The 19,578-nt window shown below is 69.9% G+C and carries 17 protein-coding genes; 13 read left to right on the top strand and 4 right to left on the bottom strand.

Going from position 1 to position 19,578, the window contains the following annotated elements:
* Complete coding sequence (locus FIU83_RS14185; protein WP_152484641.1) at nucleotides 1-861, bottom strand: DMT family transporter; 861 nt, start codon at nucleotides 859-861, stop codon at nucleotides 1-3.
* Nucleotides 862-1,067: 206 nt separating this feature from the next.
* Between FIU83_RS14185 and FIU83_RS14180 the strand changes: the two genes are divergently transcribed.
* From FIU83_RS14180 to FIU83_RS14170, 3 genes are all read left to right on the top strand, one after another.
* A complete protein-coding gene (locus FIU83_RS14180) occupies nucleotides 1,068-2,090 on the top strand; it encodes a DctP family TRAP transporter solute-binding subunit (RefSeq protein WP_152484640.1) in 1,023 nt (340 codons plus the stop codon).
* 103 nt (nucleotides 2,091-2,193) lie between these two features.
* Entirely contained in the window at nucleotides 2,194-2,670 is a 477-nt protein-coding gene (locus tag FIU83_RS14175; protein ID WP_152484639.1) for a TRAP transporter small permease, read from the top strand.
* Nucleotides 2,660-3,955 carry a TRAP transporter large permease gene (locus FIU83_RS14170; RefSeq protein ID WP_152484638.1) on the top strand — a complete coding sequence of 432 codons (1,296 nt, stop codon included), beginning with the start codon at nucleotides 2,660-2,662 and terminating at the stop codon, nucleotides 3,953-3,955. The genes FIU83_RS14175 and FIU83_RS14170 overlap by 11 nt, the downstream gene beginning before the upstream one ends.
* Here FIU83_RS14170 and FIU83_RS14165 read toward each other — a convergent pair.
* Nucleotides 3,943-4,494 carry a macro domain-containing protein gene (locus tag FIU83_RS14165; RefSeq protein ID WP_152484637.1) on the bottom strand — a complete coding sequence of 184 codons (552 nt, stop codon included), beginning with the start codon at nucleotides 4,492-4,494 and terminating at the stop codon, nucleotides 3,943-3,945. The genes FIU83_RS14170 and FIU83_RS14165 overlap by 13 nt on opposite strands.
* A 315-nt stretch (nucleotides 4,495-4,809) precedes the next feature.
* On the opposite strand from FIU83_RS14165, the gene FIU83_RS14160 reads away from it, so the two are divergent.
* From FIU83_RS14160 to FIU83_RS14135, 6 genes are all read left to right on the top strand, one after another.
* Nucleotides 4,810-5,787 carry a TAXI family TRAP transporter solute-binding subunit gene (locus tag FIU83_RS14160; protein ID WP_152484636.1) on the top strand — a complete coding sequence of 326 codons (978 nt, stop codon included), beginning with the start codon at nucleotides 4,810-4,812 and terminating at the stop codon, nucleotides 5,785-5,787.
* A gap of 126 nt (nucleotides 5,788-5,913) precedes the next feature.
* The gene (locus FIU83_RS14155) at nucleotides 5,914-8,508 is read left to right on the top strand and encodes a TRAP transporter permease (RefSeq protein ID WP_152484635.1); all 2,595 of its coding nucleotides are present in this window, start codon (nucleotides 5,914-5,916) and stop codon (nucleotides 8,506-8,508) included.
* Between the two features lie 13 nt (nucleotides 8,509-8,521).
* Nucleotides 8,522-8,950: a universal stress protein gene (locus tag FIU83_RS14150; protein WP_152484634.1), complete on the top strand. Its 429-nt coding sequence runs from the start codon at nucleotides 8,522-8,524 to the stop codon at nucleotides 8,948-8,950.
* 364 nt (nucleotides 8,951-9,314) lie between these two features.
* Nucleotides 9,315-10,058 (top strand): DUF2189 domain-containing protein, encoded by a 744-nt coding sequence (locus FIU83_RS14145; protein ID WP_253939486.1) that lies wholly within the window; start codon nucleotides 9,315-9,317, stop codon nucleotides 10,056-10,058.
* 134 nt (nucleotides 10,059-10,192) lie between these two features.
* Nucleotides 10,193-10,738, top strand: coding sequence for an oxidoreductase (locus FIU83_RS14140; RefSeq protein ID WP_152484632.1), 546 nt, complete (start codon nucleotides 10,193-10,195; stop codon nucleotides 10,736-10,738).
* 23 nt (nucleotides 10,739-10,761) lie between these two features.
* On the top strand, nucleotides 10,762-12,927 hold the full coding sequence (locus FIU83_RS14135) for an ATP-binding protein (RefSeq protein ID WP_152484631.1): 2,166 nt from the start codon (nucleotides 10,762-10,764) through the stop codon (nucleotides 12,925-12,927).
* Here the strand turns inward: FIU83_RS14135 and FIU83_RS14130 are convergent.
* Nucleotides 12,916-13,428, bottom strand: coding sequence for a hypothetical protein (locus tag FIU83_RS14130; protein ID WP_152484630.1), 513 nt, complete (start codon nucleotides 13,426-13,428; stop codon nucleotides 12,916-12,918). The two genes, FIU83_RS14135 and FIU83_RS14130, sit on opposite strands and share 12 nt — an antisense overlap.
* Before the next feature lie 327 nt (nucleotides 13,429-13,755).
* Here FIU83_RS14130 and nosP point away from each other — a divergent pair, with 327 nt between their 5' ends.
* Both nosP and FIU83_RS14120 read left to right on the top strand, forming a co-directional pair.
* Complete coding sequence (gene nosP / locus FIU83_RS14125; protein ID WP_152485386.1) at nucleotides 13,756-14,913, top strand: nitric oxide-sensing protein NosP; 1,158 nt, start codon at nucleotides 13,756-13,758, stop codon at nucleotides 14,911-14,913.
* Nucleotides 14,882-16,246, top strand: a complete 1,365-nt coding sequence (locus FIU83_RS14120; RefSeq protein ID WP_253939485.1) for a hybrid sensor histidine kinase/response regulator — start codon at nucleotides 14,882-14,884, stop codon at nucleotides 16,244-16,246. The genes nosP and FIU83_RS14120 overlap by 32 nt, the downstream gene beginning before the upstream one ends.
* Here FIU83_RS14120 and FIU83_RS14115 read toward each other — a convergent pair.
* Complete coding sequence (locus FIU83_RS14115) at nucleotides 16,238-16,939, bottom strand: response regulator transcription factor (protein WP_152484628.1); 702 nt, start codon at nucleotides 16,937-16,939, stop codon at nucleotides 16,238-16,240. The two genes, FIU83_RS14120 and FIU83_RS14115, sit on opposite strands and share 9 nt — an antisense overlap.
* Before the next feature lie 342 nt (nucleotides 16,940-17,281).
* Here FIU83_RS14115 and FIU83_RS14110 point away from each other — a divergent pair, with 342 nt between their 5' ends.
* Nucleotides 17,282-18,802: an aldehyde dehydrogenase family protein gene (locus tag FIU83_RS14110; RefSeq protein ID WP_152484627.1), complete on the top strand. Its 1,521-nt coding sequence runs from the start codon at nucleotides 17,282-17,284 to the stop codon at nucleotides 18,800-18,802.
* Between the two features lie 135 nt (nucleotides 18,803-18,937).
* Nucleotides 18,938-19,564 carry a bifunctional 2-polyprenyl-6-hydroxyphenol methylase/3-demethylubiquinol 3-O-methyltransferase UbiG gene (locus FIU83_RS14105; RefSeq protein ID WP_152484626.1) on the top strand — a complete coding sequence of 209 codons (627 nt, stop codon included), beginning with the start codon at nucleotides 18,938-18,940 and terminating at the stop codon, nucleotides 19,562-19,564.
* Nucleotides 19,565-19,578 lie beyond the last annotated feature (14 nt).

Here is a 19,578-nt window from a genome sequence, read left to right as displayed (position 1 = left end):
TCAGCCGGCCGGGCGGCGGAAGCCGACACGCAGCACGATCAGCGCCAGTCCGGCGATCACCAGCCCGCCGCCGATGAGCTTGTGCATCCCCAGGCCGTCGCCCATCAGCGCCACGCCCAGCAGCACCGCCCCTACCGGCATCAGCAGGGTCAGCGGCACCACCCGGTTGACCGGGTGACGACGCAGCAGGCCGTACCAGAGGCCGTAGGCCACGATGGAGGACATCACCGCGGTGTAGAACACCGCGCCCCAGCCGGCCCAGCCGGCCGCCCTGATGGCGGCCCACTGGCCCTGCTCGAACCACCAGGACCCCAGCGCCACCTGGGGGGTGGCGAACAGCGCCACCCAGCCCGCCAGGGCCATGGGCGAGACATTGGGACCGTGCTTGATCAGCAGCTGCGAGATGGCCCAGCCCAGGGCGCTGGCCAGCAGCAGGGCGGTGGGCAGTGGCGCCGGAAGCGAGGGGCCGCCGGCCAGCACCGCGACCCCGGCGAAGGAGAGCGCGAGCCCCGCCACGCGCCGCGGCTCCAGGCGCTCGCCGAGAAACACCACGGCGAGCAGGGTGGCGAAGGGCGTGCCCATCTGCACCAGCAGCGCGCCGGTGCCCGCCTCGGCCTGGCCGAGGCCGATAAACAGCAGGGCGAAGTGCAGGGAGCCGAAGGTCACCGAGAGCAGCGCCAGGAAGGGCAGCTGGTGGCGGGCCACGGGGTGGAAGGGCACCAGCAGCGCCGCCACCAGGGCGAAGCGCAGGGTGGTCAGCAAGAGCGGCGGCAGCTCGACCACCCCCAGCTTGATGACGATGATGTTCAGCGCCCAGATGGCGATGACGGCGAGGCCCAGGGCCAGGTCGCGAAGCGGCACGGTGTCTCCTCGGGGAGGGTCGGCGAAAAGCCTCACAGCATAGCAACTCCGTTGAATGCCGCGACAGCGCCCGGGGGCGGTCTCTCTTGCATGACGCCCGGATGACAGGGCATCGTTAGGCTCGCGGCGTCGATGACGCCCTGCCGATAACGATGTCGGGGAGGCCGGCGACGGACCGCCCCACGACCACACCGCAAGGACACGCCATGCCTTCGTCACGCTCTCCGCGCCGAGGAGCCGCCGCCCTGGCCGGCGCCTTTCTCGTCAGCGCTTCCCTCGCCCTCGCCTCGTCCGTCCAGGCCCGGGAGCTCTCCGTCTCCACCGTGCTCTCCGACGCCTTCCCCTGGGGACAGGCCGCCGAGAAGTGGGCCGAACTGGTCGCGGAGCGCTCCGGCGGCGACCTGACCCTGCGGGTCTATCCCAACTCCCAGCTGGTCAACGGCGACCAGACCCGCGAGTTCTCGGCCATGCGCTCGGGGCTGATCGATGCGGCCGTGGGCTCGACCATCAACTGGTCGCCCCAGGTGCCGGAACTCAACCTCTTCTCGCTGCCCTTCTTCATGCCCGATGCCGAGGCGGTCGATGCCGTCACCGGCGGGGCGGCCGGCGAACTGGTCTTCGAGGCCATCGGCTCGCGGGGGGTGGTGCCGCTGGCCTGGGGCGAGAACGGCTTCCGCCAGCTCTCCAACTCCCAGGGGCCCATCGACGAGCCGGCCGACCTCGAGGGCCTGAAGATCCGCGTGGTGGGCTCGCCGCTCTTCCAGGACACCTTCACGGCGCTGGGGGCCAACCCCACCCAGATGAGCTGGGCCGATGCCAAGCCGGCGCTGACCACCGGTGCGGTGGACGGCCAGGAGAACCCGCTCTCGGTGTTCGACGTGGCGCGCATCGATCAGGTGGGGCAGTCACACCTGACCCGCTGGAACTACATGAACGACCCGCTGGTCTTCGCGGTGAACCGCCAGGTGTGGGAGTCCCTCGACGAGCAGGAGCGCACCCTGCTGCGCGAGACCGCCGAGGAGGCCGGCGCCTGGGAGATCGCCATGACCCGCGAGGAGGAGCCGGCGCGGCTGGCGGCGATCCGCGAGCGCGGGGTCACGGTCACCGATCTCGACGAGGCGCAGCATCAAGCCTTCGTCGAGGCCACCGAGTCGGTCCACGACGAGTGGGTGCCGCGCATCGGCGAGGCGATCGTCGAGGCCGCCCGCGACGACATGTCGCCGGAGTGACCCCGGCGCCTGCCGTCCCCGTGACCGCCCCTTCCCCTCGGCTTCTCACGATCGGCCCCTTGCGGGGCCGATCTCGTCTCAACGCCCTTGACCCTCAACGCTCATGACCCCTCCCGACGCAAGACTCGAACGCCTGCTGGCGACCCTCGCGATCCTGATCATCGGCCTGATCAGCCTGGCCAACGTGGTGGTGCGCTACCTCACCGGCGGCTCCTTCGCCTTCACCGAGGAGTTCTCGGTGTTCCTGCTGGTGGTGCTGACCTTCGCCGGCGCCTCGGTGGCCCTGCGCCGCCACCGCCATATTCGCATCGGCCTGCTGGAGCGGGCCCTGCCCACGGTGCCGCGCCGCGCCCTGATCCTCTTCCAGGGCGCCTGCGGTATGACGGTGCTGGGGCTGATCACCTGGTTCGGGGCCCGGATGACCTGGCAGGAGATCCAGTGGGGCTCGCTCTCCCCGGGGCTCGGCCTGCCCCAGTGGTGGTACCTGGCCTGGCTGCCACTGCTCTCGGCGCTGATGCTGCTGCGCCAGGGGCAGCAGACCTGGGACCGCCTGCGCGGGAGGCTCGACGATGACGCCTGATCTGTGGATGCTGCTGGCCTTCGCGGGCCTGCTGATCGCCGGGGTGCCGGTGGCCTTCTCGCTGGGGCTGTCCGGGGCCGTGGGCATCCTCGCCGGCCTCTCGCCGGCCATGCTGGCCACGCTCGGCACCAACACCTACAACGGCGTGGCCAAGTATCCGCTGATCGCCATTCCGCTGTTCATCCTCACCGGCCTGATCTTCGAGCGGGCCGGGGTGGCGGCGCGCCTGGTGCGCTTCGCCCAGGCGCTGATCGGTCCGCGCCACGGCGGCCTCGCCGTGGTGGCGGTGCTGGTCTGCATGATCATGGGCGGCATGAGCGGCTCGGGGCCCGCCGACGCCGCCGCGGTGGCCATGGTAATGCTGCCCAGCATGACCAAGGCGGGTTATCCCAGGCCCTTCTCGGCCACGCTGATCGCCGCCTCGGCCTCCACGGCGATCCTGATTCCGCCCTCGGTGGCGCTGATCCTCTACTCCATCGTGGTGCCGGGGGTCGATCTGCGGGCGCTCTTCGCGGCGGGGCTCTTCCCGGGGCTGCTGGCCGGGGCGGCGCTGCTGGTGCCGGCGCTGCTGCTCTCCCGGCGCCATCGATGGGAGGCCCCGGCGGCGGTCGAGCGGCCGGCGCTCGGCGAGAGCTTCCGCCAGGCGCTGCCGGCGCTGTTCGCCCCGGTGATCATCCTCGGGGGGCTGCGCAGCGGGCTCTTCACGCCCACCGAGGCGGCGGTGGTGGCGGTGGCCTACGGCGCCTTGGTCGGCCTCCTGCTGACCCGGGAGATGGGCTGGCGGGACCTCTGGGCGCTGCTCGGCGAGGCGGCGGTGATCTCCGGGGTGGTGCTCCTGATCATTGCCCTGGCCGGCATCTTCGCCTGGGCCGGCACCATGCTCGGCACCTTCCGTCACCTGGCGGAGTGGATCATCGGGCTGACCGACAGCGGTACCCTGCTGCTGTTGCTGATCATGCTGGCGGTGCTGCTGGCCGGCATGGTGCTCGATGCCATCTCGATCTACCTGATCATGATGCCGATCCTGATCCCGGTGATGCAGCACTTCGCGTGGAACCCGGTCTGGTTCGGCATCCTGATGGCGATGAACATCGCCATCGGTCAGTTCACCCCGCCGGTGGCGGTGAACCTGATGGTGACCACCGAGGTGGCGAAGATCCGCCTGGAGCAGACCGTCGGCTGGGCGCTGCTGTTCGTCGCCGCCATGGCGGCCGCCCTGGCCCTGGTGGCGTTGTTCCCCGCCATCGCGCTGTGGCTGCCGGCGGTGCTGGGCTACAACGTCTGAGGAGGGTCCTGCTGCGCCTGGCCGCCCTGCAGGGTGGCCAGGGTGCGGTCATGCAGTGCCCGGCCGGTGGCGTCGAAGAGCACGAAGCGCACGCGCTCGATGCCCGGGCAGCGGGGCAGGGTGGTGAGCACCGTCGAGAGCGCGATCCGCGCCGCCTCGGCCGGCGGGTAGCCGAAGGCCCCGGCGGAGAGGGCGGGAAAGGCGATCGAGGGGATGGCGTGGCGCTCGGCCAGCTCCAGGGCGTGGCGGTAGCAGGCTGCGAGCAGCTCGTCGGCGGGCTCGTCGACGCCGTAGACCGGCCCCAGGCAGTGGATCACGTGGCGGTTGGGCAGCGCGAAGGCGCCGGTGATCACCGCCTGGCCGGGCCGGATCGGCGCCAGCGGCCGGCACGCCTCGGCAAGCGCCGGGCCGGCGGCCCGATGCAGGGCGCCCGCCACGCCGCCGCCGCTTCTCAGCTGGGCGTTGGCGGCATTGACCACGGTATCGATATCGGCCTGTCGGGCGATATCTCCCTGAACGCACTCGATTCGCTGGGTCATGTCGCGACTCCTCGCTGGCCGGGCAAGCGCCCCTCCTGCCCAGTCTGGCGCCTGGCATCGCGGGGCATCAAGGCCCGTTCGTCGTCTCGCTATCCGCCACGTCCCTCGGTCGTCCAGGCGACCGTGCGTGGAGAGCACCGCGGAAAATTAACGTTCACGTGACCTACGCTGGGTCTAGACTCCCTCGTAAGCAAAAAGGCCTCATCATATGACCGCTTTTTTCGCTAAAGTAGGGGGGAGCGGCTCAAGGCCGTCGGCGGTCCAGGAGCGGATCGCTGCCAAGGAATCCGTTTGCACAACTCAAGAGGTGTGTCCATGAAACGTCATGCTTTCTCTGCCGCTGCCTTCACCGGTGCGATGCTGGGAGCCGCGATGTTCGCATCGCCGGCCATGGCCCAGGAAGAGAAATTCATCACCATCGGTACCGGTGGTCAGACCGGCGTCTACTATGTCGTCGGCCAGTCCGTCTGCCGCCTCGTGAACCGTCTGGAAGACGCCAACATCAAGTGCAACGCCCCCTCCACCGGCGGGTCGGTGGCCAACGTCAACGGCATCAAGTCCGGCGAGCTCGACATGGGCGTGGTGCAGTCCGACGTGCAGTACCAGGCCTACAACGGCACCGGCAACTTCGAGGGTGATGCCTACGAGGAGCTGCGCGCGGTCTTCCGTGTCCACGGTGAGCCGCTGACCATGCTGGCCCGCGCCGATGCCGGCATCGAGGGCCTCGACGACCTGGAAGGCAAGCGCGTCAACATCGGCAACCCGGGTTCCGGTCAGCGCAACACCATGGAAGTGGTGATGGATGCCAAGGGCTGGACCATGGACACCTTCTCCCTGGCCTCTCAGCTCGACGCCGCCGAGCAGGCCGCGGCCCTGTCCGACAACAACATCGACGCCATGGTTTACGTGGTCGGTCACCCCAACGGCTCCCTGCAGGAGGCCACCACCACCGTCGACGCACGCCTGGTGCCGCTCGAGGGGCCGGTCATCGACCAGATCGTCGAGGAGCATCCCTACTACTCCAAGTCGGTCATCCCCGGTGGCCTCTACAAGGGCAACCCGGACGACGTGCCCACCTTCGGCGTGGCGGCCACCTTCGTGACCGACACCAACACCGACGACGAGGTGGTCTACCAGACGGTCAAGGCGATCTTTGACAACTTCGATCGCTTCAAGCGCCTGCACCCGGCCTTCGAGAACCTCGATCCCCAGGACATGGTGAGCTCCGGCCTCTCGGCCCCGCTGCATGAGGGCGCTGCACGCTACTATCGCGAGCAGGGCTGGATCGAGTGATCTCCGGTACCTGAGATCACCTCACCCAGGTGTTGAGTGCGCGGTCATCTCGAGGGGTGACCGCGCATTCTGGTTCTGACGAATGATTAACCAGTGTCAATCGATAACTTAGAGCAGGGCTCGCTTATGACCGAGGACAAGATGAGGTCTCCGGGTGACGAGGTGGACCTGGAGGATATGGTCGCCTCTACCGACTCGGGGGCGCGCAAGCCGGCCGGGACGCCCGGCAAGTTGCTGGTCAGCATCGCCGCGCTGTGGTCGCTCTTCCAGCTGTGGATCGCCTCGCCGATTCCTTTCATGCTGGGTTTCGGGGTCTTCAATGCCACTGAGGCCCGATCGATTCATCTGGCATTCGCCCTCTTCCTGGCCTACATGGCCTACCCGGCGCTGCAGCGTTCGCCGCGTGACCGCATTCCCCTGCAGGACTGGGTGATGGCGGCAGCGGCGGCCTTCTGCGGCGCCTACATGTTCATGTTCTACGAACAGCTGGCCCAGCGTCCCGGGGCGCCCATCCTTCAGGATGTGATCGTCGGGGTCGTCGGGATCCTGCTGCTCCTCGAGGCGACGCGTCGCGCCCTCGGGCCGCCGCTGATGATCGTGGCCACGGTGTTTCTCGTCTACAGCCTGGCGGGACCCTGGATGCCGGGCATCCTGGCGCACGGCGGGGTGAGCCTGTTCGGCCTGGTCAACCACCAGTGGCTGACGACCCAGGGGGTCTTCGGCATCGCGCTGGGGGTCTCGACCAGTTTCGTCTTCCTGTTCGTGCTGTTCGGCGCCCTGCTCGACAAGGCAGGCGCGGGCAACTACTTCATCAAGGTCGCCTTCTCGCTGCTGGGCCACTACAAGGGCGGGCCGGCCAAGGCCGCCGTGGTCGCCTCCGGCATGACCGGCCTGATCTCCGGCTCCTCGATCGCCAACGTGGTGACCACCGGTACCTTCACCGTGCCGATGATGAAGCGCGTCGGCTTCCCCGCCGAGAAGGCGGGCGCGGTGGAGGTCGCGTCCTCGGTCAACGGGCAGATCATGCCGCCGGTGATGGGGGCCGCGGCCTTCCTGATGGTCGAGTATGTCGGCATCTCCTACGTCGACGTGATCAAGCACGCCTTCCTGCCGGCGCTGATCTCCTATATCGCCCTGATCTACATCGTCCATCTCGAGGCGCTGAAGGCCAACATGCAGGGCCTTCAGAGCAGCAACGCGCCCAAGCCCCTGGTGCGCAAGGTGATCGGTTTCCTCGGTGGCCTGCTGCTGATGATGATCACCGCCCTGGTGGTCTACTACGGCCTGGGCTGGCTCAAGCCGCTGCTGGGCGATGCCACGCCCTGGCTGGTGGCTGTGGTTCTGGCGGTGGTCTACGTGGCCCTTCTGAAGCTGGCCGCCGGCTATCCCGAGCTCGAGCTCGACGATCCCGATGAGCCGGTCTATACCCTGCCGCAGACGCGGCCCACGGTGATGGTCGGCCTGCAGTACATCCTGCCGGTCGTCGTGCTGATCTGGTGCCTGATGGTCGAGCGCCTGTCGCCGGGGCTGTCCGCCTTCTGGGCCACGGTGCTGATGGTCTTCATCATGGTCACCCAGCGCCCGATCACCTCGATCTTCCGCGGCCGCAGCGACATGGCCGCCGACATCCGCGAGGGGCTCCTGGACCTGTGGAGCGGCCTGGTGACCGGCGCGCGCAACATGATCGGCATCGGCATTGCCACCGCCACCGCGGGCATCATCGTCGGCGCCGTCTCCCAGACCGGCGTGGGCCTGGTGCTGGCCGATGTGGTCGAGGTGCTCTCCATGGGCAACCTCATGCTGATCCTGCTGCTCACCGCGGTGCTCAGCCTGATCCTCGGCATGGGCCTGCCCACCACCGCCAACTACATCGTGGTGTCGGCGCTGCTGGCGCCGGTGATCGTCCAGCTGGGCGAGCAGAACGGCCTACTGGTGCCGCTGATCGCGGTGCACCTGTTCGTGTTCTACTTCGGCATCATGGCCGACGTGACCCCGCCGGTGGGCCTGGCCTCCTTCGCCGCGGCGGCGGTGTCGGGCGGTGATCCCATCCGCACCGGCTTCCAGGCCTTCTACTACAGCCTGCGCACCGCGGCGCTGCCGTTCCTGTTCATCTTCAACACCGACCTGCTGCTGATCGACGTCTCCTGGCTGCAGGGGATCCTGATCTTCGTGGTGGCCACGGTGGCGATGCTGATCTTCGCGGCGGCCACCCAGGGCTTCATGGTGACCCGCAGCCGCTGGTACGAATCCATCCTGCTGCTGCTGGTGGCCTTCACGCTGTTCCGCCCGGGCTTCTGGATGGACATGATCCACGACCCCTACCGCGAGGTGCCGCCGGCGCAGTTCGTCGAGACGCTGGGCAGCGTCAGCGACGACACCACCCTGCGGCTGCAGATCGCGGGGCTGGACGCCTACGGCGATCCGATGACCACCTACATGACGCTGCCGGTGCCCGAGGGCGAGACCGGCGAGGAGCGTCTGGCGAACCTTGGGCTGGAACTGTTCATCGAAGATGAGAAGGCCATGGTCGACATGGTCGCCTACGGCAGCCAGGCCGCCGACATGGGCTTCGACTTCGACCAGGAGATCATCCAGGTCCTGGCGCCGGTGGATCGCTGGACCAAGGAGTGGATGTGGATTCCCGCCTTCCTGGTGTTCGGCCTGGTCCTGATGCTGCAACGGCGGCGGCGTGATCGCGATGCCGCCCTGGCTCAAGCCTGAAGGAGGCGCAACCATGTACCAGAAGATCATGTTGCCGGTGGACCTCAACGAGGAGGCGTCCTGGGAGAAGGCCCTGCCCACGGCCCTCTCGCTGTGCCATAGCTTCGGTGCCTCGCTGCACGTGGTGACGGTGCTGCCCGACTACCGCATGCCGCTGGTGGGGTCCTACTTCCCCAAGGACTTCGCCGCGAAGGCGCACCAGGCGGTCACCGATGCCCAGCACGAGTTCATCCGTGAGCACGTGCCGGAGGACATCACCGTCCAGAGCGTGATCGTCGACGGCTCGCCCTGGGAGGCGATCATCAAGGCGGCGAAGCAGCTCGAGATCGACCTGATCGTCATGGCCTCCCACAACAAGCGCAAGTTCGTCGACTACGTGCTCGGGCCCAACGCCGAGCACGTCGTGCACCATTCGAAGGTGTCGGTGATGATCGTGCGCTGAGGCGGTCTCTTGCCCCTCGGGGTCCATCGTCGCCGATGGCCCCGCCGTACCCTGCGAACGCCCCTCCCTCGGGAGGGGCGTTCGCGCGTCCGGGGCAGCGGCCCGGTCGAGCGGCGTCTGGGGACACTGTGCGTTGAGGAGCCGGCGCTTGCGCCCTCTGCGTGAACGTCGGCCGTCGACTACATTAATGAGGCGTTAAGCGATGACGGGCGCCTGTCGACGACGCGGCGAGAGGTGTTCCGAACCGGCCCGGTAGACCCGGGACACTACAGGCGGAAACAGGGGTGTGACCATGAATGCGGCAACCAGAGAGCGGGACAAGACGGCTGCGCCCAGTGTCAGGATCACCATCCGGTCAGTGGGTATGGACAAGCCACGTGCCTGGCTGGCGTCGGGCTTCGAGGACTTTCGCCAGGCCACCTCGGTCAGCCTTGCCTACGGCATGTTCTGGGTGGGGCTGAGTATCGCCGTCACCGCCGGGGCCTTCACGCTGGGGTTGTGGCACTGGCTGTTGCCGCTGATCGCCGGCTTCATGTTCCTCGGGCCGCTGGTGGCCGTGGGCTCCTACGGCATCAGCCGGGCGATCGAGGCGGGGCGGGTGCCCAACCTCGGCGACGCGTTCGGCGGCTGGAAGGGCCACGCCGGCCAGCTGGCGATGATGGGCGTGATGATGATGATCTTCTTTCTCGCCTGGATCCGTCTGGCCACGCTGCTGTTCGCGCTCTTCTTCGGCCTCGAGGCGCCCAATCCCGAGCTGCTCTACGCCTCGCTGCTGACCACGGTCGACGGCCTGACCATGCTGGCGGTGGGCACCGCGATCGGGGCCGTGCTGGCCTTCGGCGCCTTCACCATCAGCGTGGTGGCGATCCCTACCCTGATGGATCAGGACCTCACCTTCATGGAGGGCATCGAGGCCAGCATCCGCTCGGTCGCCAAGAACTTCCGCCCGATGCTGCTGTGGGCGGCCATCCTCACCGGCTGCGTGCTGGTCGGGGTCATGACCTTCTACATCGGCCTGGCGCTGATCCTGCCGGTGCTGGGCCATGCCAGCTGGCACGCCTACGAGGACCTGGTGCGCATCGAGCCGATCGAGAAGCTGGAGAGCTGAGGCGATCGCGCACCCTCTCGAGGAAGACCCGCGGGGCGCCATGGCGCCCCGCGGCCTTTTCGCCCGGTGTGCCCTGACCTCGGGCGCCGAGTGACGTACCCTAGGGCCGCTCACTTGTCTCAGGAATCCCGTTCATGTCGACCGGATACCTCGCGCGACTGCTGACGCCGCTGCTGTGGCTGCTGATCGCGCCTCCCCATGTCCAGGCGCGCCCCGGCGATGAGGCCGGGCCCGTGGCCCAGGCCCTGCCGGCGCCCACCGGGGACGTGATCCTGACCCTCGGCGGCGATATCACCCGGACCAACGTGGGCGGCGAGGCGCATTTCGATCGCGCCATGCTTAAGGCCCTGCCGTCGCGGGTCATCGAGACCCACACGCCCTGGCACAGCGACCGGGGACGCTTCGAGGGGCCGCTGGTGCGGGCCCTGCTCGAGGCCGTCGGGGCCGACGGTGACTGCCTGCACATCCAGGCCCTCAACGGGTTCGAGGCGCGGGCCCCGCGCTCCGACTTCTACGATCACGACGTGATCCTCGCCATGTCGCGGAACGCAGAGCCCCTGGGGATCCGCGACTACGGCCCGCTGTTCGTCGTCTACCCCTTCGATGCACACCCCGAGCTTCTGACCGAGGCGGTGCGCTTCCGCTCGGTCTGGCACGTCATTCGGATCATCGTGCCCTGAGGGGCCTCGGGCGAGGAGGCCTGATGTCGCACTACCCCCTGCGCCTGAAGCTGGGCGCCATCGCCGCGCTGCTGTTCTTCGCCGCCGCCCTGGTCGTGGTCGGCCTGGTCGCCTGGCGCCAGCACACCCTGGCCGAGAGCGTGGGCGGCAATGCCGCCTGGCACGCCCACAAGCTCGACCGGGACGCGGTGGAGCTGCGCAGCTTCCTGGCGCGCCCCGACCCGACGGCCGAGCGGCCGCTGATGGCCCTGCGCATCCGCCTGGAGCTGCTCTACAGCCGCCTCAACCTGCTCAAGGAGGGCGACATCACTCAGCTGCTGGCCAGGATCGAGATCGCCGAGGCGCTGGTGGGGCAGGTCGAGTCGCATCTCGCGGCCATGGACGCGCAGCTGAGCCGCCTGGAACGCCTCGATGCCGATGCCCGGAACCAGCTGATCTCCCGGCTCGACATCCTGAACGGCGTCACCGAGCGATTGGTCATCGCCATCAACGGCCACCTGGCCGAGGCCACCACCGAGGAGCGGCGGGCGCTGCAGACCCTCTACGTCGTCCTGCTGCTGCTGATCCTGGCGATGAGCCTGGCGGCGCTGCTGGTGGTGATCTTCCTGTTCCGCGAGTCCCGCGACAACGCCGCCGCCCGTCGCGAGCTGGAGACCCTGAGCCGCGAGCTGGAGGTCACCGCCCAGCGCGCCGAGTCATCGAGCCGCGCCAAGTCGGAGTTCCTGGCGACCGTCAGCCACGAGATCCGCACCCCGCTCAACGGGGTCATCGGCATGAGCGACCTGCTCCAGGACCAGCCGCTGCCGGTGAAGGCGCGCCACTTCGCCGACACCATCCACGACAGCGCCCAGCGTCTGCTCGAGCTGATCAACGACCTCCTGGACCTCTCCAAGATCGAGGCCCAGCGCCTGGCGTTCGAGGAGCGCCCCTTCGACCTGGCCGAGCTGATCGAGGGGGCGGTGGCCCTCTTCGCCCCGCGGGCCGCCGCTCGGGGGCTTCGCCTGACGTGCGAGCGTGACCCGCGCCTGCCGGCGCGGGTCGTCGGCGATGCCGGCCGCCTGCGCCAGGTGCTGCTCAACCTGCTCTCCAACGCCATCAAGTTCACCGAGCAGGGGGAAGTGCACCTGGTGGTGCGTGCCCTGGCCGAGGGGCCGGTGCGCTTCGAGGTCGTCGACACCGGGATCGGCATTGCGCCCGAGTGCCAGTGTCAGCTGTTCGAGCCCTTCCAGCAAGGCGATCCCTCCACCGCGCGTCGCTTCGGCGGCACCGGACTCGGGCTCGTGATCAGCCAGCGCCTGGTCGAGGCGCAGGGCGGGCGGCTCGCCTTCGAGAGCGAACCGGGCAGGGGCAGTCGCTTCTGGTTCGAGTTGACGCTGCCGGAGGCCTCGGGCGACGCCTTCCCGGAAGAGGCGCCGCCGGCCCTCCCCGAGGGCGGGCTGGCCGATGCCCGGTTGCTGGTGGTCGAGGACGATCCGGTCAACCAGCAGGTGGCCCGGGCCATGCTCGAGCGCCTGGGGTGTCGCGTCAGCGTCGCCGAAGACGCCGACGTGGCCCTCGCCTGGGCGGCCCGTGAGCACTTCGACCTGATCTTCATGGACGTGCAGCTGCCCGGTACGGACGGCCTGGAGGCGACCCGGCGGCTGCGTGCCCGGGGCGGCTGGGCGGCCGAGGTGCCGGTGGTGGCGATGACCGCCGGGGGGCCGAGCGGGGATCAGGTACGCTGCCTGGCCGCCGGCATGAACGGCTACCTGACCAAGCCGCTCTTCCAGCAGGCCCTGATGGCCCTGCTGCACCGGCACTTGCCGCGGGCCGGGACGACGCCGGCAGGCGACGCCGCGTCTCCCGAGGCGCCGCTCGAGGCGTCGACCCTCTCGTCCCTGGAAGAGAGCCTGGGACGCCAGGGGCTCGCGGCGCTGATCACCCTCTACCGTCAGCAGGCGGCGGAGCACCTGGCGGGACTCGAACGCGCCCTGGACGACGGGATCGACCGCCACGTCGAGTCCCTGGCGCATCGGCTGAAGGGGGAGTCCTCGAGCCTGGGCGCGAGGCGGGTCGCCAGGCTGGCCGGCCAGGTGGAACGGCTCGGCGCCCAGGCGCGCCTGGACGAGGTCGCGCCGCTGCTGAGTGCGCTGCATCGCGGCCTGGCCGAGACGCTGAGGGCGCTGGAGGCCTGGCCGTCAGCCGAATGAACCAGTGGCGCGGGCCGTGACCGGCGACTGGTCCCGGAGCTCCTCGAGGAGCCGGCACTCCCGGCGCTTGCCGTCGGCGAAACGGGTGAGCAGGGTATCGAGGCCCGCCAGCTGGCAGTGTCGGGCCATCAGCTCGCTGAACTGCAGCGAGTGCTGGGCGAAGGCCAGGGCGTAGCTCAGGGTCTGGGCCGCCGTGGCGTCGTCGCGGATGAACAGGTGTTGCCGGTACTGCGTCGCGTGGTCCCGGCGCCGCGCCAGGGGCGCCGGCAGGCAGGAGCGTCGCTCCAGCCGCTCGGCGAGCGTCTCCAGGGCGGCCAGGCGCTGCTCGCACTCGATGCCCAGCGCGGCCATCAGGCGGCTGACGTGGGGATGGCTCGGCAGGAAGCTGAGGGCCAGGCCGCGATAGCGCTCCATCTCGCGTGCCTCGTGGTCGTAGGTGATCGACAGCGGCTGGTCGACGGGACTGGGATGGGCGTGCGTCTCGGGTGGGCAGGCAGGCATGGATCTCTCCGTTCTTGTCATCCGGGCCTCTTCCGGGCACCGTCCAGATAAGGTAGACGGAGCAGGCTCACCCCATCCTTGATATCGATCAAATTCGTTCGAGGATCAGCAGAAAGTACCAGGCCGTCTTGATGCCCCATGCCCCTGTCGTGCCGCCTCCCGGTCCGGCGTTGTGGCGAGGGGACGCGAGACCTACACTGCCCCAAACCCGACAGGCAGGTCGCCATGCGTGATCATCTCTCCGCCCGCCCCGGGCTCGACGGCGCGTCCGACCGGGTCGCGTCCGACCGGGTCGCGTCCGACCGGGGCGCGACCGGGCCGGGCCCGATGGCCGAGGGCGCGCCGCTGCGCTCGGCCGTCAGCCGCCACGGCGATCCCCACGCTGCCGGGCAGGAGCTCGCCGAGGCGCTGTGCCACCCCGAGCTCGGCTTCGTGCTCTTCTTCTGCAGCGCCGAGTACCCCCTGGCGGCGCTCTCCGAGGCCCTGGACGCGGCCTTCGCCGGCGTGCCGGTGGCGGGCTGCACCACCGCCGGGGAGCTCACCCCGGCGGGCTACGGGCGCGGCGGCATCGTCGCCATCGGCCTCGACCGGCGCCACTTCGCGGTCTCCTGCGCGCTGGTCGAGAACCTGGCGGACTTCGACCTGATGCGCGCCCAGCGCCTGGTCGACGGCCTGCTCGACGACTGTCGCGACCGCGCCCTGGCGCCCCTGGCCGGTCACAGCTTCGCGCTGACCCTGCTCGACGGCCTCTCCAGCTGCGAGGAGCAGGTGCTGGCGACCCTGGATGCCGCCCTGGGACGCATCCCCAGCTTCGGCGGCTCCGCCGGCGACGACAATCGCCTGGCCCATACCCACGTGCACGCCGAGGGGCGCTTCCACGGCCAGGCCGCGGTGGTGGTGCTGATCAATACCCGGCTGCCCTTCGAGGTCTTCACCACCCACCATCTGCGCCCGCGCACCGAGAAGCTGGTGGTCACTCGGGCCGATCGCGAGCGCCGTCGGGTGCTGGAGCTCAACGCCCTGCCGGCCGCCGAGGAGTATGCCCGGCTGGTGGGCCTGCCGGTCGCCGCCCTGGACGCCGCGGTCTTCGCCCGCCATCCCCTGGCGGTGCGGCTGGGCGAGGCGCACTACGTGCGCGCCATCCAGCGGGTCAACGACGACGGCAGCCTGAGCTTCTACTGCGCGGTGGAGAACGGCATCGTGCTGACCGCCATGCGGCCCGCGCCCCTGCTCGAGGACCTCGAAGCGGTCTTCGCCGGCCTCGCCGAGCGCCTCGGCGAGCCGGCGCTGATCATCGCCTGCGACTGCTTCCTGCGTCGGCTGGAGCTGGAAGCTCGCGGGCAGGTGGACGCCGCCTCGCGGCTGCTGGCGCGCTCGCGGGTGGTGGGCTTCAACTCCTACGGGGAGCAGCATCATGGCATGCATATCAACCAGACCTTCACCGGAGTCGCCATTGGCGCTCGACCGGCCGCGGACGATCCCTGACGACGCCACTCCCCGGGAGCGCGAGCTGCTGGCGGAGAACGCCCGCCTGCGCCGCATCGCCTCCGCGCTGATGGAGCGCGTGGAGTCGGCCGGGGTGGCCGGGGCGGCCCCCTATGCGGCCTTCGAGCATGCCGTGCTGCTCGCCGAGCAGGTGCGCGAGCGCACCGAGGCGCTGCAGCAGACCCTGGCCGAGCTCCACGCCGCCAAGGCCGAGGCCGAGGCGGCCAACCTCTCCAAGACCCGCTTCCTGGCCGCGGTCAGCCACGACCTGATGCAGCCGCTGAACGCCGCCCGGCTCTTCACCAGCGCCCTCGAGGAGCACGAGCTGCCCGCCGCCTCGACCCGGCTGGTGGGGCATGTCGGCCGCTCCCTCCAGGACGTGGAGGCGCTGCTCGGCACCCTGGTGGACATCTCGCGCCTGGATGCCGGGGTGCTGGCGCCGGACGTCGCCCCCTTTCCCGTCTCGCGGCTGCTCGACGTGCTGGCCGAGGAGTTCCGCCAGATGGCCGCGGCGCGGGGGCTCACGCTTCACTATGTGAGAAGCGAGGCGGTGGTCGCCTCAGACCTGGCGCTGCTGGCGCGGGTGGTGCGCAACTTCCTGACCAACGCCATTCGCTACACCGAGCAGGGCCGGATCCTGCTGGGCTGCCGTCGGCGCCCCGGCGGGCTCGAGATCCTGGTGGCCGATACCGGGCCCGGCATTCCCGAGGCGCAGCGCGAGGCGATCTTCCAGGAGTTCCAGCGCCTGGGCGAGCGCCGCGACGCCGAGGACCGCGGCCTGGGGCTGGGGCTCGCGATCGTCGATCGTATCGCCGGGATCCTCGACCACCCCCTGCGGCTCGCCTCGGTGCCGGGGCGCGGCTCGCTGTTCGCGGTGCGCGTGCCCGAGGGCCGGCTGCCGGCGGCGCCGCCGAGCGCACCGGCGCCGGCCTGGGAGGGCGATCTGCTGGCGGGCATGCGGGTCTGGGTCGTCGACGACGACCCCGGGATCTGCGAGGGCATGGCGGCGCTGCTCGCCGGCTGGGGCTGCGCGGTGCGCACCGCCACCGGCCTGGCGGCCCTGGAGGCCGACCTGGACGCCGGGGCCCCCGACGAGGCCGCGGACGTGCTGCTGGTCGATTACCACCTGGGGGAGGGGCACCCCGATGGCCTGGCGGTGGCCGCGCGGCTGGGCGAGCGCCGGCCGGGGCTCGCGGTGGTGGTGATCACCGCCAATCACGACGCCGCGATCACGGGCCTGGCCCGCCAGCGGGGCTACGGCTGTCTGCTCAAGCCCGTGAAGCCGCTGCGCCTGCGCATGCAGCTGGTCGCGCTGCGCGGCGGCTCAGGCTGAGGGCAGACGGCGCTCGGCGAGCAGGGCCTCGAGGTCGGCATCATTGGCGGCGAGGATCGCCTGGACGCGGCCGGAGACGCCAAGCTTGCGCAGGATCGCCGAGACGTGGGTCTTCACCGTGGTCTCGGCGATCTCCAGCTCCCGCGCGATCACCTTGTTGGGGGCCCCCCGGGAGAGGCGGATCAGCACCTCGAGCTGCTTGTCGGTGAGCTCGGCCAGGCGCCGGCGCTGCGCGTCCTGCGGTACGCCCTCGGCCGACGGCGAGGGGCACGGAGAGGAGGGCGCGGCCGGGGGGTGGCGCATGATCTCCGCCGGCAGGTAGAGCTGGCCCTCCAGCAGGCGGATCAGGGCCCCCTGCAGCGCCCGGCGCGGCGTCGACTTGGGGATGTAGCCCACCGCGCCGAGCTCGATGGCCTCGAGGACGGTGCGCCGCTCCTGGTCGGCGGAGAGGATGGCCACCGGCAGGGCAGGATGGGCCTCGCGCAGCGCCCTGAGCCCCTCCAGCCCGCTGGCATCGGGCAGGCCGAGGTCCAGCAGCACCAGATCGACCTCGGTATGCCGCTCGGCGCGCTCGAGGGCCTGCGCCAGGCTCTCGGCCTCGAGCAGTCGGCAGTCGGGCAGCCCGGCGGTGATCACCGCGCCGATGGCCTCGCGAAACAGCGGATGGTCATCGGCGACCATCAGGGTGTGCATGGCAATCCTCCTGACATCCTCTTGCCTCCTCCCGAGGGAGGAGGCGCTCTCCTGCCAATGCAGTATGTCCCACCTGGCTTCGCTGACCAAGACTGGAGAGGCAGCGTCCCATCCCCCCGGCCGCGGCCCGAGAACCCGCCTAGGACAAGGAGATTCGCGATGGATGCAACGATGAGGGCCGCCGTGGTGCGCCAGTTCGGCGAACCGGCTCGCCGGGCGTCGCCTCCTCCCGAAGGAGGAGCCCGGCTCCTGCCACCGGCGGATATCGCCAGCGGCCGGGCTCGCCAACACTGAATGCACCTCCATCACGACACCATAACGACAATCATCAGGAGACACGCCATGATCTACGCCAACCCCGGCAGCCCCGAGTCCGTGGTCAGCTTCGACGCGCGCTACGGCAACTATATCGGCGGCGAGTTCGTGCCGCCGGTCAAGGGCCAGTACTTCGACAACGTCAGCCCGGTCAACGGCAAACCGTTCTGCGAGATTCCCCGCTCCACCGCCGAGGACATCGAGCTGGCGCTGGATGCCGCCCACGCCGCCGCCCCGGCCTGGGGCAGGACCTCGGCCGCCGAGCGCGGCAATCTCCTGTTGAAGATCGCCGATCGCATGGAGCAGCACCTCGAGATGCTCGCCGTGGCCGAGACCTGGGACAACGGCAAGGCGGTGCGCGAGACCCTCAACGCCGACCTGCCGCTGGCGGTGGATCACTTCCGCTATTTCGCCGGCTGCATCCGCGCCCAGGAGGGCACCGCGGCGGACATCGACGCCAACACCGTGGCCTACCACTTCCACGAGCCGCTGGGCGTGGTGGGGCAGATCATCCCCTGGAACTTCCCGCTGCTGATGGCCGTCTGGAAGCTGGCGCCGGCGCTGGCCGCGGGCAACTGCGTGGTGCTCAAGCCCGCCGAGCAGACCCCGGCCTCGATCCTCGAGCTGATGAAGCTGGTCGGCGACCTGCTGCCGCCGGGGGTGGTCAACGTCGTCAACGGCTACGGCGCCGAGGCCGGCCAGGCGCTGGCCACCAGCACCCGCATCGCCAAGATCGCCTTCACCGGCTCCACCCCGGTGGGCGCGCACATCCTCAAGTGCGCCGCCGACAACATCATCCCCTCCACCGTGGAGCTCGGCGGCAAGTCGCCGAACATCTACTTCGCCGACATCATGAACGCCGAGCCCGAGTTCATCGACAAGGCCGCCGAGGGCCTGGTGCTGGCCTTCTTCAACCAGGGCGAGGTGTGCACCTGCCCGTCGCGGGCGCTGATCCAGGAGAGCATGTATGACGCCTTCATGGCTAAGGTGATGGAGAAGGTCGCGACCATCACCCGCGGCAACCCGCTGGATACCGACGTCCAGGTCGGCGCCCAGGCCTCCCAGGAGCAGTTCGACAAGATCATGTCCTACATGGACGTCGCCCGCGACGAGGGCGCCGAGTTCCTGACCGGCGGCGACAAGGAGCGCTTCGACCCGGCCTATGACAGCGGCTATTACATCCAGCCGACCCTGCTCAAGGGCCACAACAGGATGCGCGTCTTCCAGGAGGAGATCTTCGGCCCGGTGGTGGCGGTGACCACCTTCAAGGACGAGGCCGAGGCGCTGGCGATCGCCAACGACACCGAGTTCGGCCTCGGCGCCGGGGTCTGGAGCCGCGACATCAACGTCGCCTTCCGCATGGGCCGCGGCATCCAGGCCGGCCGGGTGTGGACCAACTGCTACCACCAGTATCCGGCTCACGCCGCCTTCGGCGGCTACAAGAAGTCCGGGGTGGGCCGCGAGACCCACAAGGTGGCGCTGGAACACTACCAGCAGACCAAGAACCTGCTGGTCAGCTACGACATCAACCCGCTGGGCTTCTTCTGATCGGATGACGCCCCGGCGAGCCTCGAGCAGGCATTTCGGCGCGACGCGAGTCGCGCCTTTTTTCTGGTCGCCGCTTTTCGCCCCGTCTGGGGTGCGCCATCATCGTCTCGCCACCCTCGACCGGACGACACGGCGATGAGCGACCGCGACGACCCCGACCTCCACCAGGCGCGCCTCGAGCGCGCGGCCTCGCTGATCCGCGCCAGCGGCGCGCGGCGGGTGCTCGATCTCGGCTGCGGTTCCGGGAGCCTGCTGCAGTACCTGCTGCGCGACGCCCAGTTCGAGCGGGTGGTCGGCCTGGAGCTCTGTGGCGAACTGCTCGCCCAGGCCAAGCTGCGGCTCGCGACCCTGCCCGCCGCTCGGGCGGGGCGGCTCGAGCTGATCTGCGGTTCCTATGCCGAGGCCCATCCGGCGCTGGCCGACTTCGACGCCGCGGCCATGGTGGAGACCCTCGAGCACGTGCCCCCCGAGGGGCTCTCCCGGGTGGAGCGGGCGGTCTTCGCCGGCCTGCGCCCCGGGCTTCTGGTGCTGACTACCCCCAACGGCGACTACAACCCGCTCTTTGGGCTGGCACGCGGCGAGTTCCGCGACCCCGACCACAAGTTCGAATGGAGCCGGGCGCGCTTTCGCGACTGGGGCCTCGGGGTCGCCCGGCGCCACGGCTATGGCGTGCGCTTCTCGGGGATCGGCGAGCTCGACCCCGACCTCGGCCAGCCGACCCAGGTAGCGCTCTTCACCCGTCACCCGTCGAGGGGCGAGTGAGGCCGGTCGGGGGG

The organism is Halomonas sp. THAF5a (assembly GCF_009363755.1).
Lineage (GTDB): Bacteria > Pseudomonadota > Gammaproteobacteria > Pseudomonadales > Halomonadaceae > Halomonas.
This window is presented reverse-complemented; position numbering and strand designations above follow the sequence as displayed.